Genomic DNA, 23681 nt, shown 5'->3' with positions numbered 1-23681 from the left:
AATGATCATTCCAAAATTAGGTAAAAAAAGAGGCTCATCGTAGAGCCTTTAGGGTGAGCGCTTTTAGCGCATTGAGTTCGGACGGCTTCGCGCCTGCACGCGCGGCGAGACGAATCGCTGCAATGTTTGCCAACAGGAAAGCGGTGCCCTGGTCAGGGTCTAACTCCGCAGAGACCGCGCCCGTTTGTTGTGCTTCAACCAGTTTCTGCTGTAGCGCCACGCGTAACGCCCGCCCGGCCTGTTCACGGATACCAACCAGATCGTCGCGGCTAGTGGCAAACTCGCTAATGGCACTCAGCCCCAGACACGGCCTGTGGGCCTCAGCGACTACCCGTTCAAGCATCTGTTCAATGCCCGCCATCGCTGTCGTCTCGCTTTGCAGCATCGCGATATGCTCGGCTGTTTCCGCCGAACTGTAGCGCGCCACCGCAGCGCAATACAGCTGCCACTTTCCGCCGAATGTATCGTACAAGCTCTGCTTGCCGATCTTCATCGCCTCAATCAGCATTTGCGCGGAGCTGCCCGCAAAACCATGTTCGCGGAACACGCCCACGGCGGCATCTAATGCCACATCAATATTAAATTCTTTTGGTCTGGCCATGACGGTGAGTATAGAAAATTCCGGAACGATCGGTCAATTATAAAAGTGACAGGAACTAAAACCGATATACTTACACAGTGAGGCGGGTATCCCACGCTGCACTGGCGCTAACGAAGGCAGATCATGCCATAGACGGTGCTCTGCCGCACAGCAAACAACTCCGCTTACAGAGGGCTTACAGGCTGTCCAGCTCTGCGAATAGGCTGATAATATCGCGTGAACCATGCAACAGCCGTTCTATACGAACCTCAGTATCAAGTACCCTGAACACGATCAGGTAACGGCCATAAGCGCAACTTCTGACACTTTGCCCCAGCTCCGACCTTTCCCTGTAGATAACCGGTGATTCTGCTATCAACAGGCACTGCTGGTACAACTCTTCCGTGAAGCTCACCGCCCGAACCGGATTGTCCAGTGCGATATAGTCGCCGATAGCTTCTATATCCTGTTCTGCCAGTGGCGATATACCCAGTTTCATTTCGTCTGCTTGCCTTCGACCATGCGCTGGTATTTGCGTGACAGACGCCCGAACACCTCTTCCGCGTTTCTGCTCTCCCCGCTGTTTATCCCTGCGCTGACTGCTTTTTGCAGTGATTCCAGTTTCATCTGCTGCTCCCGCTCTTCCAGCGCCCGAAGCCCGGCACGGATAACCTCGCTGGTATTGTTGTAACGTCCGCTTTCTATCTGTTCGCGGATGAACGCTTCAAAATAGGGACTTAAGGCTACGCTGGTTGGCATGGTGATTTCTCCGGCTGGATTACTATCAGTTATTAACTGTTAGTATACTGTGTCATTTTTCATTAGCAACTTTCGGTGCATCATTCTCTTGCTGCTCAGTCGGATGTGTACTGGCATGTACCGCCTGCAACATCCGGATGCTCACCTGCGTGTATATCTGCGTGCTCTTCACGCTACGGTGACCCAGAATCGCCTGTTACGGCCGGTAGTCTTCATATTCCCAGGCAAAAACACGGGAGAGTTTTTGCGCTATCGCCATCCAGTCTTCACCTTCACACTGATCGATATAATCCGTAATGATCTTTTTGATCTCATCCAGATCGTATTTGCGGACCAGAAGCGTATGACGCATCAGTTCAGGTAGCCAGTGGTGTTTACACAGCCATTCGGGGGTGCAGACAAAAAACCTAAAATAATCTGCACCAGTTTCACCTCTGGTTCCTATTTTTAATTCAATCCATAAATTGAAGTTATTTTTCTCTTCAGGCTGATAAGTTTCCAAGCTTATATCAGCAGAGTCGACCCACATACCTTTTAAGTCTGCTTTCATTTGCCAATACTCATATGTCCGTTACTGATGATTACACCATCTTTTTGCTGAACAAAGTTCGCCTGCACCCCAGTAGGATTTAAGTCGGCTGGCGTATTCTTTTTCTCCGAAGGTGGTCTGTATATGCGAGCACCATCTGCACTAACCAGGCATCCTGGGCATTCTTTCTGATTTGTAACTAATCTGGCACCATCACCAACCCAAATTTGCCCTAATCTATCAGCTTCAGCTGCGCTTCCTGAACCTACAGAGAAATTAGGGTTAACAGTATCACTTCCTTTCACCACTGCTGCCAGTATCGGGTCCTGCTTCGCAATATTATTCAGATTCTGCTGAACTAGATCGTCTTTCAGCTTTGGATAGGTGTAGTGGCACAGTAAATTTGGCCACCTGATTAAAGGTGATATTCTCACCACAACATAAAACAGGTGACTTAATGAACAAGAAAACTAAGCGTACTTTCACCCCTGAGTTCAGGCTGGAATGTGCACAGCTGATTGTTGATAAGGGCTACTCATATCGACAAGCCAGTGAAGCGATGAATGTCGGTTCTACCACCCTTGAGAGCTGGGTGCGCCAGCTCAGGCGAGAGCGGCAGGGGATTACGCCCTCTGCTACTCCCATTACTGCAGAACAGCAACGTATTCGCGAGCTGGAAAAGCAGGTTCGCCGCCTGGAGGAACAGAATACGATATTAAAAAAGGCTACCGCACTCTTGATGTCCGACTCACTGAACGGTTCACGATAGCCGCCAGACTGAGTGACAGCCACACGGTTGTCAGCCTTTGCTCCGCGCTGGAAATACACCGTAGCAGTTACCGGTACTGGCGAAAACGACGCGATACTGTCAATCCGGCGCGAGTCAGGTTGTACAGCGAAATACGCCGGGCGTGGAACCAGAGCCGGGGCTCAGCAGGCGCACGCACGCTGGCTGAAATGCTGGCTCAAAATGGCGTTCCGATGACCCGTTACCGTGCCGGGCGTCTGATGAAATACCTGAACCTGAGCAGTTGCCAGCCCGGAAAACATCAGTACAAAAATGCCCGTCAGGAGCATACCTGCCTGCCGAATCTGCTCGAGCGTCAGTTCGCTGTACCGGAGCCAGACCGGGTATGGTGTGGAGATATTACGTATATCTGGGCTGGAAATCGCTGGTGCTATCTGGCGGTTGTTATGGATCTTTTTGCCCGCAGGGTTATCGGCTGGAGTCTGTCAGCGAATGCCGATACCGCACTGATAAGAAGTGCTCTGCGGATGGCCTATGAGACGCGTGGTCAACCGCGTGATGTCATGTTCCATAGCGACCAGGGAAGCCAGTATACAGGCCTTAAATATCAGCAAGTTCTCTGGCGTTACAGGATAAAGCAAAGCGTCAGTCGTCGGGGGAACTGCTGGGATAATAGCCCCATGGAACGCTTCTTCCGTAGTCTGAAAACAGAATGGGTGCCGACGAATGGTTACGCAGGTAAGGATGAGGCCCGGCGACAAATCGGCAGTTATATCCAGAATTACTACAATAGCGTCAGACCTCATCATTACAACGGGGGGCTGACGCCGGAAGAATCAGAGAACCGATACCGTTCTTACTGTAAAACCGTGGCCAGTATTACTTGACCACTACAAGGTCGCTACGTTCTCTGCACCACTGGACGGCTTGTTTTCTGTCTGGCTACCCGTTCCCGGCTTAGTCGATGGCGTGGACGGCTTCACACCCGGTATCAGCCCCTCATCCACCGTTTTTCCTGAGCCGATACCTGCTATCCCGCCAGCGATATACATCGCACTAAGCTGGTAACCCACCGCAGATTTAGCGGCTTCCTCGCTCATCCCGGTGCGCATATAGGCTGACACCATGCCGTTAAACAGTTCCTGTGTCTGTTTCGCTTCCGAGCTGGTGCCGTTAAGTAATTGCTGTATCTGCTGATAACCAGCCTGGGCTTCCTTCTGATTCTGATAACTCAGGCTCTGGTAGGTATCCTGCTTCTCCTGCGCATCCTTCCGGGCTGCTGTACAGGCCGAGGCACTTCCTCCCATACAGGCATCGACCAAGGTTTTACTGGTTTCGGCGTCCTTACGGTTCAGCGCGTCGCGCTCCTGCTGCTCCTGCGGGGTAAGATTCTGTTTGTGGTTCAGCTCCGTCTGGCGGCTCTTCTCCGTACTACTCAGATAGTTATTCTCAACCGCGTTTTTCCCGCTCTGCGCGCCGGCCAGTGCGTCGCTGCTGTTACCCCCTGCCACGCCGCCAGCTATCCCCGCTGAAAGCGTTGCCAGCATACTTACCGTCTGTTTTTCATCTTCCGTCAGCGAACTGGCATCCCTTCCGGCATACAACACTGCCGTTATCGCCCGTGCCGCAAGCTCCGACGACGCCGCGCCCGCCGCTCCGGCCAGACCATTATTACCCTGCAGCATGGCTACCGCTCCGCCCAGGATGGCATGCGCCATGGCGTTTACTGCCGGATTCCCTTCCGTCGGCTTCAGCAGATGTGCCAGTTCCGGAGCCGAGGCTCCCGCCAGCGCCCCGCGCAGATCGCCGCCTGCCAGCCCCTGTATTGCCGCCGTGCTCGCCTGAATCGCTCGCTGAAGGGTGCTACCAGTACCGTATTGTGCCATCTCGGCTTGATACTCATCCGTTTTCCTCAGCGCGTCTGCACTCAGCCCCGGATGGTCTTTCTTCGCCTCCGCCAGCGCGTTAAGATCGCCCTGCGTCCGGGCGATATCCGCCGCCTGCCCGCCAATCTCACCAATAAGCTGGGCTTCCTGTAGCCGGTTCTGCTCCTTCTCTTTGTCGAATATCGGGCTAATACTGTCGTTAGCATTCTCCGCATCGCGACTTAAATCTGCCACGCTCTGCTGTTGATGTGCCGGATCGCGAAGGGTGATGTTACCCTCGCTCACCGCGGCCTCGGTAGTTCCTTCCGCATGCCCCTTATGCTTCGACAGCGCCAGCACACCGCCGGTCATATTACCCTTAAACTGGCCGCCAACGCTTCCGCCGCCGCCGTTAACCGCTACGCCCTGATGTTCAACCTCATAATCCGCTTGGTTATGGATATCACTGAACCCCAGCGTCCCGGTATCGAGGCTGTTTTTATCTGCCGTGGCGGTTGATGCAATGACCGCACCATCAAGCTGCGTGTGGTTGCCAACAGTAATATCAAAGCCGCCTTTACCCGCATAAATCCCGGTTTGCTCCTGTACCGAGTCATAATTACTGTCCATTTTATCGTGGCTGGCATTAATGTAGCCGGAGCCGCTCATACTGCCAAAGGTAAAGCTGCCGCCCGCCGCCACGCTGCTCTGCTTCGAATTATAGTCGTTGCTGTCCTGCTGACTGCCAAGCAGGAAATCGTGTCCGATATTGGCCTCGACGCGCGCCGGTTGATAACAGCGTAGCGCCGCTTAACGTGATGGTATGAATGGAAAAACAGGGGCCTTGCGTCGGCATTGGCGGAGTAGCCGGAGTACGAATGGGAGCCTGGCTACGTTCCAACGCCTGCCGCTGTTGCTGGTTTTGCTCCAGAATCTGCCATTGTTGCTGCTCAATACTATCGCGATCGGCGGGCGTTAGCGGCGCGGCAGTCGCCAACGATGCCGCCGCCAGTAATAGCCACGTCACAGTGCGCAGTAAATAAATTATCGCCAATCTGCTTTTCAACAAAATAATGCGCAGAGATAAGCGAACAGATCCTTTAAAAAGGCTGATGATATCCCTATACCGCCTAACATGAGAAAAATAACGTATCATGGAGAAATGAACGGGCCATCCGTTCAAAATATTTGTTATTGATGAATGTATAATTCATCGGCATCACGCGGTAAGACTTTAATTTTATTTACGCGATTAAGAAAATGATGCGCATTACCCGACGTGATCCATAAAAGAAACCCGGCTTGCAAATACTGGTCAAAATATAAACAGAACGCAATGAATATTGACTTAGCGCAACCTGTTACGCATTAAAGTTATTTCCTGCCATGCGGATAAAATTAACGCTGTATACTCCGCTGCACAACGATTTTGAAGCGGATACACGCAAGTGATCTCCGTGAATGGTTAATCCTGAATAATCGATTGGTATTTTTTTCATTTGCTACTGGCAGGGACTAGTTGTGTCTATCAATAAATTTTCAATAAAAAATGCGGCGCTGGCGGTTACCCTCGGCTGCATGTCATTTTCAACACTGGCTGAAATTACGCTACTCAAACAAGATCCACAGGCTAACGATCCGTTAAGCCGCCTGCAGTTTCAGGTGGGCGGGAGTATTCGTCCCCAGTTCATTAACGAAGCGGGCAACAGCGATAAAGGCTCTTACAAACGTAACGGCTACGATGGCGGCACCCGTTTTCGTTTCTCTGCGGATTACTACCTGTTCGACGATGTGAGCCTGATCGGTTACTACGAACTGGGCGTGAATATTCCCCGCGTCTTCGACTGGGATAATCACTATAAAGACGGCGATAAACATACCGATCGTCGTATGTTGTTCGGCGGTCTGAAAAGTAAAACTTGGGGGACGTTAACCTACGGTAAGCAAAACAGCCTCTATTACACCGTGGTGGGCGCTAAAACCGATATTTGGGACTTCGACATGCAGGGCCAGGCGCCGGGTAACGGCTTCAACGGCAACTATGACGGTTCTTATCGTAGCTACAACCTGCTGCAATACACCAATAGCTTCGGCCCGGTTGATCTCTACCTCGGCGGCGTGATGCGCGACGATAGCCATCCTGCCGGTGGTAACGGCTTACGCTATCAGCGTAAGGGCGGCGCGGCGGTCGGCGTTGATTATCACATCAGCAAAGCACTGACTTGGGGTACTGCCTATAGCTATATCAAGCAGTCAATCCACACGCCGAATGGCATTGATAATGGCACCAGCGATAGCGGCCAACAGCTATTAGGCAGCAGCCTGAGCTGGAAACCGGGTAACTGGACGCTGGCGGCAGGCGCCGGATGGTATCGCAACTTCTTGATGACCACGCAGAAAGATCGCCATGACTTTTTTGCCGGTAACGCTTACGGCGGCGAGTACTACCTCGGTTATACCTTCCCGGTTCAACAATATTGGGTTAAAAATGTCACGCCTTACTACGCGGGCGACCGTTTGAAATTCAATACTGGCCGCGATTACCAGCAGCACCATAATACGCTGGGTATTTCGACCAAGTTTGATTATGGGTTCCAAGTGGATATTGAGCACGTATTTACCAACAGCACCGATAATAAAAGCGACCTGAATTTGGTCCGTCTGCGTTACGATTTCTGATCAAACGTCTGATTGCAAAAAACCCCTGCTTGCAGGGGTTTTTTATTACGCGCCTAACCGATTATAGGGCGGCAAACTTATCCAGTGTTCTCACCAATTGGGTAACGAAACCATATTCGTTGTCATACCAGGAGACGGTTTTTACCAGTTGCAGATCGCCAAATTCAGAGATTTCGGTCTGTGTCGCATCGAATACTGAACCGAACTCAGAACCGACAATATCGGAAGAGACGATTTCCTCATCGGTATAACCAAAAGAGGGGTTATTCTCGGTCGCCGCCTTTAACGTTGCATTGATTTCATCAACCGTCGTTTTCTTCTCCAGCACTGAAACCAGTTCGGTGATCGAGCCGGTCAGAGAGGGAACGCGCTGCGCATGGCCTTTTAATTTACCGTTGAGGCTTGGGATCACCAACCCGATGGCTTTCGCGGCGCCGGTCGTGTGCGGAATAATATTGGCGGCGGCGGCGCGAGCGGCGCGTAAATCAGAACCGCGCGGCCCATCAACCAGCGATTGCGTGCCAGTGTAAGCATGGATCGTGGTCATGGTACCGACTTTAATGCCGAAGCCATCATCAAGGGCTTTTGCCATCGGCGCCAGGCAATTGGTGGTGCATGACGCAACCGACAAAATCGTATCATCGGCGGTCATCGTATCGTCATTCACGTTGAAGACTACCGTTTTCATATTGCCGGCCGGCGCGGAAATCAGCACTTTTTTTGCCCCGGCATCAAGATGCGCCTGGGATTTTTCCGCCGAGGTATAGAAACCGGTACACTCCACCACAATATCGATGTCGTGCTTGCCCCACGGAATATTACGCGCCTCTTTCTCGGCATAAACCCGGATGGTGTTACCGTTAACGATTAGCGCCTCATCGGTATAGTCAATCGTTCCGTTGAAGGTGTGGTAACTGGTGTCATGTTTTAGCAGGTATGCCAATATTTTTGGCGAAGTCAGATCATTAATCGCCACAATCGCGTGTTCACTGCCCGTCTCCAACATCCGACGGAGAACTAAGCGACCAATACGACCAAAGCCGTTAATGCCAATCTTTTTCATCAGTTATTCCTCTCAATCGGCACCGGTACAGCGTGCCATGCATGCTACGAAAATGATGCTTTCACTGTTCACTGCATACCATAGACCATCATTATGACCTTATCTTTGCCGAAACAAGCACATTAAGAGGGGCTGGTCAGAAGCGAAGCTTGTTCACTCTGCTCAATAACCGCCAGCGCCAACCCCAGCGGCGGCGCCAACGGGTCGGCCGGAAAATGTATTTGGGTATGATGAAAGGTAAAGCCGAGTGCGTGCTGGCGCGCATTATCTAACGCCTGGGCGCGAAAAGCGGCGCTGAGGTTCCACGGGCTATCAATCACGATGGTGGCAGGGTTTAGTAGCAGCATAATCTGACTTAGCGCCTTCCCTAAATGCCATCCGGCCTGCGCCATCACCTCTTCAACCAGTTCTGGCGCCTGGGCGCGCGTTTGCCAGCGCAATCCCGCTTGCCGCGCCGCAAGCTGGCGATGAATTGCCGGAATGCTAATCAACGCTTCCAGGCAACCGCGCTGACCACAGCGGCAAAGAGGCCCGTCGGCGACCGTTAAATGTCCGGCCTCTCCGGCGGTCCAACTGCTGCCGGTAAAAATCTCACTTCCGCGTAACAACGCGCCGCCGGTTCCTTCGCCAACACGCAAGTAAAAGCAGCTATCGCCGACCGAAAAATCCGCCATTTGCCGCGAAAGCAGAGCGGCGGCTTTTACGTAGTTCATCACCTTCACCGGCGCACAACGGCATTCAGCAAACGCCGCCTGAATATCCACGTCGCGCCAGCCGAGGTGAGAAGAGAGATGCAAATAGCCTTTCTGCGGATCAACAATGCCGGGAAAACCGAGCCCAATCCCCATCAGCTCCGGGTGACGCTGTGTCAATGCTTCACAGGCTGTCGCCAGTTCGGCTAATAAGCGCGGCGGTTCAACCGTGTCGGTTTGCCAACTCTTCTCTTCTAACACCGTTGAAAAATAGTCGCATACCATCAGATGAACCTGTTGGTGCTCCACCATAATACCGGCGGCTTTACGTTTCTCCGGGCGCAGGGAGATTTCAATTTTGGGGCGACCCGCCGCCGTGACCGACACCGGCCCCAACGCATATACCTGGTCTTGCGCCATCAGGTCATCAATAATCAGCGACACGGTATTTTTACTGAGCGCCAGCGCCAGCGAAATATCCTGCCGGGTGGTCACTCGCTGCTGGCGTAAATAGCGTAATACCCGTTTCTCATTATTGAGCCGCAGTACCGCCGGTCCCTTGCCTGCTTCTTTCATGCTGTTAACCTGCAATCGTACACTCAGGTTAGTCTGGCAGGTATCGGAGCTGATTTCATCCCCACACTTTTCGTCCCGCTTTCCAGGTAGCCGTGAGCGTCAGACCGTGCGTATTACTCGGTGTCAGTAAAATCAGGTCGGCTGGCGCGCCAATGTTTAACCCCTGCTGTGATGGCAGCCCCATCTGCCGCGCCGGACGGATAGAGGCCATCTCTAAGGCTTGCGGCAACGGCGCCAACGCGTGATGCACCAGATGGTTAACGCCATGAAACAGCCCCTTCGCCGAGCCTGCTAATAGCTGTGGCTGCTCCGCCATTGCAAGACGGCCATTTTCGCTAAGCCGTACCCGACCACCAATCGGCGCATCATAAACCCCGGCGGCCATTCCAGCGAAACGCGTAACGTCACTCACTAAAAATGCCTGCTCTCCTTTTACCCGCATACACACTTTTAACACCGACAGGGGCAAGTGGTCGCCGTCGGCGATTAACGCACAGGCCAGTTCATCCTGCGCCAGTTGCTGCCAAATATAGTTCGGATGGCGCGGTAATTGTAAATGTGCGCCATTGCCCAGATGCGTCGACATCCGTGCCCCGGCCTCCACTGCCGTGATAATTTGCTCCGGCGTTGCCGCCGTATGCCCGAGCGAAACCACCACGCCCATTGCCGTCAGCGTGCGAATAAAATCCGGCGCGGTCGGCCATTCGGGAGATAAGGTCAATAAGGTAATGCGACCACCTGCTGCTGCCTGCCAGCGCCTAAACAGTTGCGCATCGGGCGCTTTAATATGCGCACGCGGATGGGCGCCGCGCGGCCCGTCTTCCGGTGATAAAAACGGCCCTTCCAGGTGGATGCCGCACACCGCGCGCGCCACCTCCGGATGTTCTTCACAGGCCTCGGCCAGCGTTTTCACCGCCTGCTCAATAACGTCGCTATCTGCGGTAATCACCGTCGGCATAAAGGTCGTCACGCCCTGACGCCACAGCTCCCGCGTCACTTGCGCCACCTCATCAACGCTAAACGGAAAATGGTTGAAATCGATGGCGGCGTAACCATTAACCTGTAAATCCACCAAACCCGGTGCGATCAGCGGCAATGCCGCCTGATCCGCCACCGGCTGGATGGCGCGGATCATTCCCTCCGCCACCCTGACCTCAATGGGTTGTAAGGTGCGATAGTGGCGTCCGCGTAGTGGTTGCTCAGGCATCCGCTAACTCCTGAAAGGCGTCGCTGTCGGTGTACAACGTGCAGCCCGCGTGCTGGCGCAAAATAGTGGAAGGGCACGCGGTGGTGATTGGTTGGCGCAACGTATCGGTTACCGCCTGGCGTTTATTCTTACCGGGCACCATACAAAACAGGCGTTGAGCGGACAACAGCGTGGGGATCGTCAGCGTCAGCGCATGGCGCGGCACTGCCGCCAGGGTTGAAAAGCAGCCATCGTTGACCTGCTGCTGGCGACAAACCGCATCCAGTTCCACCACCTTCATAACCTGCGGATCGGCGAAGTCCGCCACCGGCGGATCGTTAAACGCCAAATGACCATTTTCGCCGATGCCGAGACACACCATATCGATCGGCGCTACCGCCAGCAGATCGCTATAACGCTGAATGATCTGTTCAGGTTGGCCGGAGGCCGGGATCAAATGCACCTCGCCTGGCTGAACATCGCGAAATAAATGGGTGGTGAGATAGTGGCTAAATAACTGTTCTGCGCCCTCAGCCAGCCCAATGTATTCATCCATATGAAAGGCGCTCACTCGCGACCACTCAATATCCGGCGCCTGCCGCAATCGATCTAAAAACGCATTCTGCGACGGTGCGGCGGCAAACACGATCCGCACTTGCTGCTGGCTCGCGAGGCGCTGGCGCAGGTACGCCGCCGCTTCTTCAGCCGCCTGGTAACCTAATGCTTGCCGATCGGGAAACACTTTCACCTGTAACTTTTCATACTGTCGGTTTTGATACTGCGATTCCATCATTCGCTCCTCAAAAGTTATTTGCTCTCGGTGTGATAAGCCGAGACACCCGCTCCGCGAGGCGTGGGTGCCGGGCCATCCTGGTTGAGCGCGTTAAGTAACGTATCGACCTCCGGTGCCACCGGTGAGCGGCGCAACACGCCGCACAGCCAGAAAATCACCAGAGAGGAGAATACCGGTGCCGCCACAACGGTGGCGGTGCTCATACCCGGCAGCAAGAATTTGACGATAAAAAAAGTCGCCACACCGATAGCCCACGAGGCAATCGCTGCCGTCGCGCCGCATTTACGGAACCACGGCAATAGGCCCAGCAACATCGGAATGGAGATTGGCCCAACCAAGCCACCGAACCAGACGATCAACAAGGTGAGAACGCCGCCGAAACGCCCGGCATTTAAGGCAATTATCAGGGTAATAATGATAAACAGCGTGGTGGTGATCCGCGCCGCCAGCAGCGAGGGCGTGGCGTGTGAAAAACGTTTTGGGAACAACGCCGGTAAAATATCACGCGTGACCACCGCCGTAATGGCATTGGCATCCGATGAGGTCATTGACAGAGTATGGGTAAACATCGCGACCAGTACCAAACCGATCAATCCGTTCGGTAATAACGACATCGCCATCACCGAGTAGGAGCGGGACGGATCGGCTAAATCCGGAAACAGCAGTGGCGCGGCCCACATTGGATAAAATAGCACCAGCGGCCAGATTAAATACAGCGCCGCCGACAGCAGAGCGGCCTTGCGCGCCTGCTTACCGCCGGGCGACGCAATAAAACGTTGGGCGAGGTTCCAGGTTCCGCCGTTATAACTCAGGGTATAAATCACGAAATAGGCGAGGATAAAGCCCAGCGAATAGGGCTCCTGCACAATTACCGTGTGCTGCGCCGGCAGGTGATCCCAAATGTGTAGCAGTTGGCTAACGCCGCCTAAATGCACCGCCACCGCCACCACCATGACAATGGCGGCGATAAACTGCACCACAAACTGCCCAAAATCGTTACACGCATCGGCCCACAGCCCGCCCATCACCGAATAAAATAGGCTTAGCGCCCCTGCGATTAAAATGCCCATCAACGGATCGAAACCGGTAAACACGTTGATAATGATCGCAATCGCCGCCCATTTAGCCCCGACATCAAACACTTTCAGTATCACGCCGCTCCAGGCCAGCACTTGCTGAGTGGGAACGTTATAGCGGGTAGCGAGATATTCCATCGGCGACTCAATATTCATATGAATGCGTAGGCGCGCCCAGCGCGGCGCGAAAACTATCGCGCCAAACAACACCGCAATCGCAATCGGAAACGCCCACCAGAAATAGATGGTGATCCCCGCCTGGTACGCCACCGCCGCGTAAGCAACAAATACGGCGGCGCTATAACCCGACATATGGTGCGACACGCCGGAAAGCCACCACGGCATTTTACCGCCCGCGGCGAAAAAATCTTTGGTACTGCCTATCCGACGCATAGCCCAAAATGTAATCAAAACAATCATTAATGCGTACAGCGCCATCACGAGGTAATCAAGGAGATTCATAGCAGACTCCGGGACGAGAATGAATTGTAGCGGCCCGGTAAAGCCTGCGCTCCGGACCTGGTGTCTTCATTGCTTAACCTGAACGCCGTCCCTGACTGACTATTTTTTAATTAATCCTAACTAAGGATTAATTGACGTTAACACGTTACAATTGGTCAGTTTGTGATCGCTTTCGCTTTTTATCGGATGCCATGAAAGGAGATTAATGGGGCAAAAATCGCCGTGAGAGAGGCTCAGGCAGGAAGTGATACCTCATTTTTTTGCAGGAAACGCTGCGGCGTGGTGCCAAGTTGTTTGCGAAACATCGCGATAAATGCGCTGGTGCTTTGATAGCCCAACTCTGCCGACAACCGTTTAATCGACTGCCCCTGCGCCAGGTAACAAATAGCCTCCGCCAGACGCAGATTCTGCCGCCAACCGGCGAAACTGTGGCGGGTTTGCTCACGGAATATCCGCGCCAGCGTACGCTCACTGGCGCCAACCTTTTGCCCCCAGCAGGCCAGCGTTTCATTGTTAGCGGGCGCCTGGCATAACGCATCGCACACCGTGCGCGCCCGGCGATCGAGAGGAAAAACAATCTGGCAGACGCGGGCGGGCGGCACCCAGGATAATTCGTTATACAGCAGCGCGGTAAGCGCCTCATGCCGCGCCACGCCATGAGGTAAAGGCGCAACCACCAGTTCCTCAACCAAAGCCTGCAATAAGGGCGTGACCTGTAGACAACGAAAATCGGTACTGTACTGGCGGGAAGCGTCAGCGGTTAAATACACATTACTGGTGGTAACAGGGTTTATGGCATACAGTTGGTGAGGGATACCTCCCGGCAGCCATAATGCCTGGAACGGCGCCAGTATCCACACCTGTTGTTCGGTCTGGATGCGTACTACCCCGGCGGTAGTAAAGATTAACTGCCCCTGTTCATGGGCGTGCCACGGCTCGGTGCTACCGGCGCCATAGGTTAACAGCCGTACGCCAGCGATCGCCCCTTCAGGCGGAAGGGAATGGCGTAACGCTTTGGGATGCCAGTGATTTTCCATCGTATATCGTCTTCCCGTTAATCATCGTCAGAATTCAGTAACGACCTGTATTTAGCTACAAAACAGACAACCTCTGTCTGGATCACGCTATTCCCCACCAAAGTATCGCCATCATCATAGTGTCCCGGCTGCATTTTTAAAAGGGAATGATTATCATTTTTATCCTCATTTTAATAATACCAGGATTTCATGGGGAAACTATGAAACAGGCTCGGGACATTTTTCAGGGAATTACAGCGCAGGCCGCTTTGCTGGCCACCGTTATCGGTAGCGCATCACCTATGGCAAACGCAGCGGAAAACAGCAGTGCGCCGCCAGCGGAATCCACCATGGTGGTCAATGCGAATACACAGCAAACCACCGAAGATGAAGGCAACGCGGTCGCCCATGTTTCTGCCGCCGCCACAAAGACAGCGACACCGCTGATTGAAACGCCGCAAAGCGTCTCGGTAGTAACGCAAGCGCAAATCGCCACCCAAGCGGCAAAAACTATTCCGCAGGCGGTGCGCTACCTCGCCGGGGTTTCCGCCGAAAGCAGTGGGCCGGATACCCGTTTCGATACTATCTATGTGCGCGGTTTCGAAGCGGACGAATACCTGGATGGCCTGCGTCTGCCGCGCGAAGCATACTGGTCGCGCCCGGCCTGGGATCCCTATCTGTTATCACGGATTGAAGTGGTGAAAGGCCCCTCGTCGGTATTATATGGCCAGGCCAATCCGGGCGGCATTGTAAACCTGGTCAGCAAAAAACCGGAGGCGCAGCCTGGCGGTGAAGTTTATCTCAGCGCCGGTAATTACCATCAGTTTGGTACAGGCTTTGATGTCACCGGCCCATTGGACGATAACCATCAACTGCTGGGGCGCGTCAGCGGGACTTTCTTTAACACCCAGACGCAGGTTGACCATTCGCGCTATCAACACTTTGATATCGCGCCTTCCCTCACCTGGCAGCCAGATGCGGATACCTCGCTGACCGTGTTGGCGCAGTTGCGCCGCGATCCGGATTCCGGCTTCTTTAACCAACAGCCGGTGGTAGGCACGCTGGTCCATAATCCGAATGGCCATATTTCCACCCATTTCTATGGTGGTCAGCCGGGGCTCGACACATACTCACGCAATCAGGGCAGTATCGGCTACCAGTTTGAACATCGCTTTAATGATTTAGTCACCGTTCGTCAGAATCTGCGTTATCTCAGCTCGTCCGCCGACTACAAGATGGTGTATCCCATCGGCGTAGTACCGAATGCGCCGCTGGTTAATCGCGCCTCAATGAATCTGACAGAAACGATGAGTAACATCGCGCTGGATAACCAATCGGAATGGCATTTTGCTACCGGCCCGCTGAACCATACGGTATTAGCAGGCGTGGACTATATGCACACCTCGATCCGTTCCAACGCCGGTTATGGTGATGCCAGCCCGATCAACTACCTCGATCCGGATTACAGTACGCCGGTCACCCTGCCAGACTTCACCAGCCGCACCCACTCCACCATGGCGCAAACCGGCGCTTATCTTCAGGACCAGCTCAAATGGGACCGTTGGGTGATGAACCTCGGCGGACGGTTTGACTATGCCAAAACCAATGTGCGTGACCTGGTTGCCAGCAGTAATAGCCAGCAAAACGACCATGCCACCACCGGGCGCGCGGCGTTGCTGTATCATTTTGATAATGGCCTGGCGCCGTATATCAGCTACTCGACATCGTTTGTGCCCACCAGCGGCAGTGATTTCAACGGTAACGCCTTTAAACCAACCAAAGGCAAACAGTCGGAAATCGGCCTGAAATACGATCCATTGGGGCTGGATGCGCTGTTTACCGTCGCGCTGTTCGATTTGCGCGAAACCAATGTTGCCACCGCCGACCTTGAGCATCTCAACTATTCAGTGCAAACCGGTGAAATCCGCAGTAAAGGGGTCGAACTGGAAGGCAAAATTAACCTCACGCCAGATTGGCTGGTGCTGGCTTCCTATGCCTATACCGATCCGGAAGTGGTGCAGTCGAATAACGGTGATAAGGGCAATGATCCGGTGGCGATCTCCCGCAATAGCGCACGGCTATGGAGTGAGTACTCCCTACACGGCGCACTGGACGGGCTGAAAGTCGGCGGCGGCGCGCGTTATATCGGCACCAGCTACGCCAATCGCGCCAATACGCTCAAAGTGCCAGCCGCAACCGTATATGACGCAATGGTCAGTTATCGCTGGCGGCAGTGGCAAATGGCGCTGAATGCTGAAAACTTAACCAATAAAGTCTATTTAGCATCATGTCAGGATAACGGCTGTGAATATGCAATTAAGCGCCAATACGTCGCGACGTTGAGCTATCAATGGTAGGTCTGCTTTGAGGCTTTCACGGCGTAGTTTGCTGCAATTGGCCTTGACGCTGCCGCTGGCAGGCGGCGTTAAGGCCGCTTTGCCGCCGCAGCGTATCGCGGTATTGGATTGGGGGTTGACGGAGCTACTCTTATCGCTCGGCGTCACGCCGTTAGCGGTTTCCGCGCCGCAATGGTATCGCCAGTTAATTGGCCTGCCGACGCTCCCTGCTCAGGTACAGGATATTGGGCTGTTATTTCAGCCCAACCTTGAGGCGTTGTACGGGTTAAAACCCGATCTGATTATTATCACTCCCGCCCATGCGATGAGTAAGCCGATGCTGGAAGCCATCGCGCCAACCCTCACTCTGGCAACCGGGCGGCTGGCCAGTTTTTATGCCAGTTGCGACAAGCTGGCGACCCGGTTGGCATTAAAACCGCAAGCCGCGCGGCTACGGGCCGGATTGGATCAGCAACTGTTGCATACTCAAGACGCGCTGCGCCAACAGGCCGCGACACCCTGTTATCTCGCCTCACCGGTAGATGATTTACACATCCGTCTGTATGGCGAAAACAGTTTTTTTAATGATGTGATGCAGCGTGTCGGGTTAACCAATGCCTGGCGTGGCGCGGTTAACGCACAAGGGGAAGCGCAGGTTGAAATTCAACAAATTGCCGGCTCGCAGCACGCCCGGCTGCTGATCATGCCTGCGCCGGGGCAGTCACCCGCAGCGTTGCGCGGCTGGACACAGAGCCGTTTGTGGCGCGCCCTCCCGCTCACTCGTTGTCCGCAACGGATAGTGCTGCCGCATGCGATTAGCGAAAGCGGGGCATTACTCAGTGCGCAACGCTTCGCCCATGACCTTGAAACGACGCTAACCACACTTTCCGGAGCGCATTGTGATTAATTTTTCCGCCCGGCGCTCTCCGTTGGCGTTAACCGCCGCGTTATGGCTGTGCTGTTTACCGATCGCGCTACATACGCTGGCGCATAATGTCTCGCTGGCGCACGGTATCGACTTGCTGTTTTCCGCGCCGGATGCCCGTAGTGCGCCTTCGATAATTCTGCACGATATGTGGTTACCGCGTCAGTGTATGGCAATCCTGAGCGGTGCTGTGCTGGCGCTGTGTGGCTGGATAATGCAACGGGCGTTGGGCAATCCGCTGGCGGAACCGATCACGTTGGGAATTACCAGCGGCGCGACGCTGGCGTTGAGCCTGGCCGCCACTTGGTTTCCGGAGTGGTTGTTTAGCGCGAAAACCGCGCTGGTGCTAACCGGCGAGTTGTGCGCACTGGCAGGCGTATTCCTGCTTGCCCGCCGCCAACAGTTAGCGCCGCTGGCACTCATTCTCGCTGGCCTGTTAATCAATCTATATTGCGGCGCACTCTCACTGTTACTGGCGATTATTCACGATCGTTTTCTGCTATCGGTACTGATTTGGGGCGGTGGTTCGCTAATCCAGAAAGACTGGCAGACGGTACTTTGGCTGTTGCCGCGCCTGGCTGTCTGCCTGGCGATATTACTCGGCATGCTGCGCCAACTGGAGCTATTGCGTCTGCAGGATGGAATGACGCGTAGCCTTGGCGCCTCGCCAGTGGTGATTCGCAGCGCCGCACTACTACTGGCGCTGGTGATGAGCGGGCTGGTGATGAGCGCCGTCGGCGTGATTGGGTTTGTTGGCCTGGCGGCACCGCACATCGCTCGCCTGACCGGCGCCAGAACATCACGTCAATTGGTGCTATGGAGCCCGCTAATCGGTGCCGGGATCGTCTGGTTAACCGACCTATCGATTAGCGACATTACCCTGCTCAACGGCCAGTTTTTACCGGTTGGGATGATGACCGCGCTGATCGGCGGCCCGCTGCTGGTTCTGCTGGTATCGAAGGGAAATGGCGGCCTGGCGGCGCATACGCCGCCGGTTGGCGATTCCGGCCCCGCCGTTACCCGGCGGGTTGCGCGTCCTGCCGCACTGTTATTACTGATTGTCATCGCCCTCTCCCTGCTACTCGGTCATGGTTTACAAGGCTGGCATATTGCTACCTGGCAGGAGTGGCCTGCGCTGCTGCCGTTACGCTTACCACGTATGTTGGCGGCATTAGGGGCGGGCTTCTTACTGGCGGCGGCGGGGGTTTTAATGCAGCGCCTCAGCGGCAATCCGTTAGCCAGCCCGGAAGTGTTGGGGATCGGCGCTGGCGCATCGCTCGGGATCACGCTGTTTTTACTGATATTACCCGGCGGCAGCTTTGCGCAATTACTGCTCGGCAGCACGCTTGGCGCGGCGGTAACCTTGTTACTCACGCTGCACAGCACCCAGCGTAGCGATTTTAACCCGCAGCGGGTGTTGCTGATTGGCCTGGCGATTAATGCCTTATTTCAGGCGGTCGCCAGCATCGTCATGCTCAATAACCCCGCCGCCAGTTCGATGTTGATGCAATTAATGACCGGCTCGACCTATTACATTACGACGCCAGTGGCGCTGGCGCTGTTTATCGTCTCGCTACTGCTGCTGGCGTGTACGCCGCTATTACGCCGCTGGCTCATTCTGCTGCCGCTTGGCAGCGTCTCTGGATCACTTGGCGTACCGGTTTCTCGCGCCCGGTTATTGGTTTTGTCATTGGCGGCGCTGATGACCGCGCTGGCGACCATCATTGTTGGGCCAATCTCCTTTGTTGGTCTGCTTGGCCCGCATCTCGCACGTCAGGCCGGCGCGCACCGTCCGCTGCATCAACTGTTTACCGCCGTGCTGTTTTCCGGCGTGATGATGGTCGCGGCAGACTGGATGGGCAGGAATTTACTTTACCCCCGGCAAATCCCGGTGGGTCTGATGACCACCCTACTGGGCGGGCCATTTTTAATTGGGCTGTTATTACGAAAAAAGCGTAATTAAACACCGAAAAGCAGAATCAACGGGAAGAATGTGATGCAAATGCTGTTATACCTTGCGCGCCATGTTGGATGGTGGTTGTTATTGGCGTTAGTCGCCAGCCTGATCAGCGGTTTTAGCAATGCCTCGTTACTGGCGCTGATTAACCAGAGTCTGCATGCCACCAGCTCTCAACTCCCCAAGTTGGGTTGGCATTTTTTACTGCTGGCACTCCTGATGCTCTCTACCCGCATGATTGCCGAAACGCTGTTTATGACCCTTGGTCAGCGTGCCAAAGCCACGTTACGCAATGAAGTGGTGGAACGCATCAGCGAGGCGAGCTACCCGGCGCTGGAGAAAATCGGCATGTCGCGCGCCATTTCCGTGTTGACGCAAGATCTCGATACCATTGTGGTGTTTTTCGTTAATCTGCCTAACTTGGTGATCTACGGCGCGGTGATTCTCGGCTGCCTGGTATACCTCGGCACGCTATCGTGGACCATCTTATTACTGGCGCTGGCGGTAATTTTTCTTGGCTCGCTGGGTTACGTACTTTCACACAGCAGAGCATTACAGCTACTGCGTAGCTCACGGCGGCGCGAAGATACGTTGATCCAACAATTTAAGACGCTGTTTGATGGCGCGCGCGAATTAAAACTTAATCCGTTACGTCGACGCCGTTTTGTCCGCGGCCCGCTGGCGGAGAACATTGAGTCGGTGCGTCAGGAGCGCACACGCGGCTACGTGCTTTATGCGCTAGCCACCAGTTGGGGTAGCGTGTTGTTTTTTGCCTTTATCGGCTGTGTGCTCTATTTACTGCGTGGTTATCTACCGGTGAACCCGGAAATCATGACAGGCTATACCATGGTTTTTCTCTACATGATTGTTCCGGTCGAAGGGTTGCTGTCTGCGTTACCCAACATTAGTAGCGCCAGAGTGGCGTTACAGCGTATTCGGGATGTGGAAAGCGTTCTGCCGCCGGAAGCCCACCAGCCGCCGGTGTCCTCACCCTATTTGCATAGCCTGACGCTGCAAGGCATTAGTCACCATTATCAGGGCGAAAACCGTGATGAGCGGTTTACGCTCGGCCCGCTCGATCTGCACTTTTCGCCCGGAGAGGTGGTTTTTTTAGTCGGCGGTAACGGCAGCGGTAAAACCACGCTGGCAAAAGTGCTGGTCGGGCTGTATCCGCCGGAAACCGGTACGCTGACGCTCAACGGCCAGCATATAACGGCGGAAAACCTTGAAGCGTATCGCCAACACTTCGCGGTGGTCTTTAATGATTTCTACCTGTTCGATAGCGTGGATGACGCCAGCGCGCGCAGTGATGAGCAGGTCAACCATTTACTGCGTCTTCTTCAGCTCGACCATAAAGTCACGGTGAACAACGGCCAGTTTTCGACTATCGCCCTGTCGCAGGGGCAACGTAAGCGGCTGGCGCTATTACTGGCGTGGCTGGAAGATCGCCCGTTCTATTTATTTGATGAGTGGGCAGCCGATCAGGATCCGACGTTTAAAGCGGTGTTCTATCAGCAGTTGTTGCCGCTGCTAAAAGCCGAAGGAAAAACGGTACTGGCGATAACCCATGATGACCGCTATTTCCCGTTGGCAGACCGCATTATTAAACTGGAATTTGGGCAGTTGATCGCCGAGACGGAAACCCGTTAGGCGCGGCGCGTTACTCTAAATCGGCGTGGCGCGCCATCATGCTGGCATGCGTTTCCGCGCGGGTTGCCATTAACGCCAGCACCAGTGCGTCATACACCACCAGACAAAGCTGCTCAAAAGCGGAGCCCATTGGCTGAAGTGCGGCCTGGCGCGTCTCGGGCGCCGCCTGCTTTGACGCCACGCCAGACAGGCTCACCCGGTAATCAGCCAGCCCGGCCAACCTTGATGACGGGCTGGCGGTGATAACCGCCAACTTCACCTGCGCCTGACACGCTTTTTGCGCCAGCGCCACCAGGCCGGTGGTCTCTCCCGAGCCGGAACAGATCACTAACAGATCGCCTGGCCGGGTGTGCGGCGCGGTCACCTCTCCCACCACGCTCACCGAAAACCCTAAGTGCATCAACCGATTAGCGAACGCGGCGATGGCAACCCCACTGCGGCCTGCGCCCGCCAGGAAAATATGCCCAGCCTGTTGCAACGCCGCGATAAGCTGCGCCATTTCATCATCATTAATCGACTGACTGTTGGCGGCTAACTCCGCCACAATGGCCTCGGCGTGGGCTCGTACACTCATCCAGCGGTCTCCGGGTATTAGAGGTGATGGCCGATTTAATATTCGTCGCCTTTTACGCGGCTACGATAGCTTTCCCAGTCGAAGGTGACCCACAGGCTATTACCGAGACGCATACGATCCATTACGCGTTCGCCCAGCAATGCGTTCATTCCGGCATGGTTGAGGTTTGACAACATCCCGGTGGGTCTTTTTGAGGAAGAACGCCGGTCAACAATCTGATTAATAATCACTTTTTCATAACGTGATTCCGACTGCATACCAATTTCATCAATCACCAACAGATCAACGGTGCTGAGATCGTTTAACAAACTCTCTTCCGTAGTGCCGCCGCCGCCGCTGAACGTCCCTTTCATACTGGACATCAGGTCGGCAACCGTCACAATTAGCACGCTTTTACCGCGCAAAATTAAGTGGTTGCCAATGGCCGCCGCGAGGTGATTTTTGCCGGTACCCGGCTTGCCGGAAAAGACAAAACTGGCGATGCTGCCATCAAATTCCGCCGCATACTGCCGCGCCAAATCCAGCGCTTTGCGTTGCCCCTCATTTTCGACCCGATAATTATCAAACGAGCAGTTGATATGCAGCTCGCGGATACCGGAGCGCCCCATAATACGCTGCATTTTCATCGCCCGATTTTCTCGCACGATCGCCTCGGAACGTAGCCGCCCCTGTTCCTGATTCCAGGCTAATAGCTCGGCGCCATTCGTAAACTTTGGCTTTACATTGGCGGGCATCATGCGTTGTAAACGGGTGAAGAGTTCAGTCGGGCTTTTCATCATGCACCTCGAAATCCATCCGGGATCGATTGATCGGGCTCAGGCAGTTGGTTCATATCACGCTGAGGTTTGCCGCCGTTAGCCGCGCGCCCTTGTTGCAGGCTACGGGCCAGTTTCTGCTGCCACTGTACGTGATGAAACAAGCGGCCTTCTGCCTGCCAGTAGGTCACAAAAGAGGCCAGCTCTGCCGCAGTGGCCGGGGCGCTGAGCGCCACGCCCCATACCGCCGCCTGGCGCATAAAATCATCATCCGGTTGCCAGCCGACGTACATTGCGAACTTCCCGGCCGGCACCGGAATAGCGTCAGGATGCGCGAGTTCATCTTGATAGAAATGAGCGTCCAATTCTACATCGCTTTGCGCCTGGTTAGCCGCAGCCTCAAGCGCCAGCAGGCGAGCCAGTCGGTCAGGCGTTACCGCATACAACACCGGCGCATTGTGTTCAAACACCGCTAACGTGCCTTCTCCGGCGGAAGCCAGCGCAGTTATCGGGTCCTGACGAAATGCATCAAGGCCAATGATCGTAGAGGTTAATATCTTGACGGACATGGTAAAATTCCAGGTTGTAATTCAGGCGAAACGGCGCAACGCGACCCATTTTCGCCTTGCGACCGTAATTCTAACAAGTTTAGCGGGCAGGATCGCAAAAATCAGCAACCTGTGAGGGAAAGACAGGCAACCCCATGAATGCCGCTCACAATTTTGGTAAGTGGCGCGGTTAATGTGACTGCCAGGCAATGGTTTTTGGCTCTGATTTTAGGTGGCGCAAATCCCACAGATAGCGCAGCGTGGCGAATAAACACAAGCTGTAACCCAGTAACTCGGTCCCCTCTTCCGCCATATTTTTTACCGTGCGGTTATAACCTTCCAGCATCAATTGCTGCCACAACTGATGCATCCCGAACAGACGTGAATAGACCAGAATGGTGAGTAACCCTGCGACCATCATATTCCAACCCGGATGGCGCATGAGGGTGGCGAGTCCGGCGAGGGTTTTCGCCGGGCTGCGGGCGGCAAACAGCAGGCAAATAACGGCGACCGCTAAGGCGAACCAAACCCATGCGCCGTGGTGTATGGTATCAAACAAAAAATCCAGCTCGCGAATTAACATGCAGGTAAAAAAGCCGCCGACCAATACCAGGCTATATTTCAGGGCGCCGCGCCGGGAAGCGCTGGCAAAGAACAACAGTGCGATGCAGCCGAGAATGGTTTCTTGAATGATTTCAGTGAAAGAGAGTTCGTGTACGGCGTTGTTCATCCAGTTTACATCGATATAAACCAGCCCCATCATCAACACCAGAAACAGCGCGCAGCCGATAAAACCCACCAGTTTTACCGCTATTATGTGTAAATCATCACCCATATCATTTCTCAATTTATGATTAGCAGGCTGATTATATGCCTGCGTGAGACGGGCGTTTCTCTATTGATGCCGCAAGT

22 protein-coding genes and 2 pseudogenes are annotated in these 23681 nt (G+C 54.4%); 6 read left to right on the top strand and 18 right to left on the bottom strand.

The window, feature by feature from the left end:
* Positions 1 to 34 precede the first annotated feature (34 nt).
* From PMPD1_RS00340 to PMPD1_RS00320, 6 genes and pseudogenes are all read right to left on the bottom strand, one after another.
* Positions 35 to 601 carry a TetR/AcrR family transcriptional regulator gene (locus PMPD1_RS00340; protein ID WP_173632186.1) on the bottom strand — a complete coding sequence of 189 codons (567 nt, stop codon included), beginning with the start codon at positions 599 to 601 and terminating at the stop codon, positions 35 to 37.
* Between the two features lie 175 nt (positions 602 to 776).
* A complete protein-coding gene (locus tag PMPD1_RS00335; protein WP_173632185.1) occupies positions 777 to 1079 on the bottom strand; it encodes a type II toxin-antitoxin system RelE/ParE family toxin in 303 nt (100 codons plus the stop codon).
* On the bottom strand, positions 1076 to 1339 hold the full coding sequence (locus PMPD1_RS00330; protein WP_173632184.1) for a type II toxin-antitoxin system ParD family antitoxin: 264 nt from the start codon (positions 1337 to 1339) through the stop codon (positions 1076 to 1078). Before PMPD1_RS00330 ends, PMPD1_RS00335 begins: the two co-directional genes overlap by 4 nt.
* Positions 1340 to 1391: 52 nt before the next feature.
* Positions 1392 to 1535 (bottom strand): annotated as a pseudogene (locus PMPD1_RS22630) (site-specific tyrosine recombinase XerC); the annotation flags it as partial.
* Entirely contained in the window at positions 1536 to 1889 is a 354-nt protein-coding gene (locus PMPD1_RS00325; protein ID WP_173632183.1) for an immunity 8 family protein, read from the bottom strand.
* Positions 1886 to 2173, bottom strand: a complete 288-nt coding sequence (locus tag PMPD1_RS00320; protein ID WP_354292726.1) for a hypothetical protein — start codon at positions 2171 to 2173, stop codon at positions 1886 to 1888. The genes PMPD1_RS00325 and PMPD1_RS00320 overlap by 4 nt, the downstream gene beginning before the upstream one ends.
* A gap of 116 nt (positions 2174 to 2289) precedes the next feature.
* On the opposite strand from PMPD1_RS00320, the gene PMPD1_RS00315 reads away from it, so the two are divergent.
* Positions 2290 to 3503, top strand: a protein-coding gene (locus PMPD1_RS00315) for an IS3 family transposase (RefSeq protein ID WP_173632181.1) whose coding sequence is annotated in 2 segments (ribosomal slippage) — positions 2290 to 2584 and positions 2584 to 3503 — 1215 coding nt in all. Because the reading frame shifts where the segments join, the coding sequence is not laid out codon by codon here.
* A 183-nt stretch (positions 3504 to 3686) separates the two neighbouring features.
* On the opposite strand, the pseudogene PMPD1_RS00310 reads toward PMPD1_RS00315, so the two are convergent.
* Positions 3687 to 5264 (bottom strand): annotated as a pseudogene (locus PMPD1_RS00310) (VENN motif pre-toxin domain-containing protein); the annotation flags it as partial.
* Positions 5200 to 5535: a hypothetical protein gene (locus PMPD1_RS00305; RefSeq protein WP_173632180.1), complete on the bottom strand. Its 336-nt coding sequence runs from the start codon at positions 5533 to 5535 to the stop codon at positions 5200 to 5202. The gene PMPD1_RS00305 and the pseudogene PMPD1_RS00310, both read right to left, overlap by 65 nt.
* Before the next feature lie 524 nt (positions 5536 to 6059).
* Between PMPD1_RS00305 and PMPD1_RS00300 the strand changes: the two genes are divergently transcribed.
* A complete protein-coding gene (locus PMPD1_RS00300) occupies positions 6060 to 7160 on the top strand; it encodes a porin (protein ID WP_173636068.1) in 1101 nt (366 codons plus the stop codon).
* 61 nt (positions 7161 to 7221) lie between these two features.
* On the opposite strand, the gene gap is transcribed toward PMPD1_RS00300, so the two are convergent.
* The 6 genes from gap to PMPD1_RS00270 form a co-directional block, all read right to left on the bottom strand.
* Positions 7222 to 8223: a type I glyceraldehyde-3-phosphate dehydrogenase gene (gap, locus tag PMPD1_RS00295; protein ID WP_173632179.1), complete on the bottom strand. Its 1002-nt coding sequence runs from the start codon at positions 8221 to 8223 to the stop codon at positions 7222 to 7224.
* 122 nt (positions 8224 to 8345) lie between these two features.
* Positions 8346 to 9491 carry an ROK family transcriptional regulator gene (locus PMPD1_RS00290; RefSeq protein WP_173632178.1) on the bottom strand — a complete coding sequence of 382 codons (1146 nt, stop codon included), beginning with the start codon at positions 9489 to 9491 and terminating at the stop codon, positions 8346 to 8348.
* A gap of 55 nt (positions 9492 to 9546) precedes the next feature.
* Positions 9547 to 10698, bottom strand: a complete 1152-nt coding sequence (locus tag PMPD1_RS00285) for an N-acetylglucosamine-6-phosphate deacetylase (RefSeq protein ID WP_173632177.1) — start codon at positions 10696 to 10698, stop codon at positions 9547 to 9549.
* Positions 10691 to 11470 (bottom strand): 6-phosphogluconolactonase, encoded by a 780-nt coding sequence (locus PMPD1_RS00280; protein WP_354292722.1) that lies wholly within the window; start codon positions 11468 to 11470, stop codon positions 10691 to 10693. The genes PMPD1_RS00285 and PMPD1_RS00280 overlap by 8 nt, the downstream gene beginning before the upstream one ends.
* 14 nt (positions 11471 to 11484) lie before the next feature.
* Positions 11485 to 13008 (bottom strand): sodium:solute symporter family transporter, encoded by a 1524-nt coding sequence (locus tag PMPD1_RS00275; protein WP_173632176.1) that lies wholly within the window; start codon positions 13006 to 13008, stop codon positions 11485 to 11487.
* A 233-nt stretch (positions 13009 to 13241) separates the two neighbouring features.
* Complete coding sequence (locus PMPD1_RS00270; protein ID WP_173632175.1) at positions 13242 to 14045, bottom strand: AraC family transcriptional regulator; 804 nt, start codon at positions 14043 to 14045, stop codon at positions 13242 to 13244.
* A 200-nt stretch (positions 14046 to 14245) separates the two neighbouring features.
* On the opposite strand from PMPD1_RS00270, the gene PMPD1_RS00265 reads away from it, so the two are divergent.
* From PMPD1_RS00265 to PMPD1_RS00250, 4 genes are read left to right on the top strand one after another with little or no spacing between them, the layout of a single operon-like run.
* Positions 14246 to 16381 carry a TonB-dependent siderophore receptor gene (locus PMPD1_RS00265; protein WP_173632174.1) on the top strand — a complete coding sequence of 712 codons (2136 nt, stop codon included), beginning with the start codon at positions 14246 to 14248 and terminating at the stop codon, positions 16379 to 16381.
* Positions 16382 to 16388: 7 nt separating this feature from the next.
* Positions 16389 to 17267 (top strand): ABC transporter substrate-binding protein, encoded by an 879-nt coding sequence (locus PMPD1_RS00260; RefSeq protein ID WP_173632173.1) that lies wholly within the window; start codon positions 16389 to 16391, stop codon positions 17265 to 17267.
* Positions 17260 to 19248, top strand: a complete 1989-nt coding sequence (gene fhuB, locus PMPD1_RS00255; RefSeq protein WP_354292721.1) for a Fe(3+)-hydroxamate ABC transporter permease FhuB — start codon at positions 17260 to 17262, stop codon at positions 19246 to 19248. Before PMPD1_RS00260 ends, fhuB begins: the two co-directional genes overlap by 8 nt.
* A 33-nt stretch (positions 19249 to 19281) precedes the next feature.
* Entirely contained in the window at positions 19282 to 20892 is a 1611-nt protein-coding gene (locus tag PMPD1_RS00250) for a cyclic peptide export ABC transporter (RefSeq protein ID WP_173632172.1), read from the top strand.
* 10 nt (positions 20893 to 20902) lie between these two features.
* Here the strand turns inward: PMPD1_RS00250 and hxlB are convergent, their stop codons facing one another.
* The 4 genes from hxlB to PMPD1_RS00230 all read right to left on the bottom strand — a co-directional run bounded on the left by hxlB (position 20903) and on the right by PMPD1_RS00230 (position 23604).
* The gene (hxlB, locus tag PMPD1_RS00245) at positions 20903 to 21466 is read right to left on the bottom strand and encodes a 6-phospho-3-hexuloisomerase (RefSeq protein ID WP_173632171.1); all 564 of its coding nucleotides are present in this window, start codon (positions 21464 to 21466) and stop codon (positions 20903 to 20905) included.
* Positions 21467 to 21501: 35 nt separating this feature from the next.
* A complete protein-coding gene (dnaC, locus tag PMPD1_RS00240) occupies positions 21502 to 22242 on the bottom strand; it encodes a replicative helicase loader DnaC (RefSeq protein ID WP_173636065.1) in 741 nt (246 codons plus the stop codon).
* On the bottom strand, positions 22242 to 22790 hold the full coding sequence (gene dnaT / locus PMPD1_RS00235; protein WP_173632170.1) for a primosomal protein DnaT: 549 nt from the start codon (positions 22788 to 22790) through the stop codon (positions 22242 to 22244). Before dnaT ends, dnaC begins: the two co-directional genes overlap by 1 nt.
* 169 nt (positions 22791 to 22959) lie before the next feature.
* On the bottom strand, positions 22960 to 23604 hold the full coding sequence (locus tag PMPD1_RS00230; protein ID WP_173632169.1) for a hypothetical protein: 645 nt from the start codon (positions 23602 to 23604) through the stop codon (positions 22960 to 22962).
* Positions 23605 to 23681: the final 77 nt, after the last annotated feature.

It is taken from the genome of Paramixta manurensis (assembly GCF_013285385.1).
In the GTDB taxonomy this organism is placed as follows: domain Bacteria; phylum Pseudomonadota; class Gammaproteobacteria; order Enterobacterales; family Enterobacteriaceae; genus Paramixta; species Paramixta manurensis.
The sequence above is the reverse complement of the archived record's forward strand: the minus strand, read 5'-3'. Positions and strand labels throughout refer to the sequence as shown.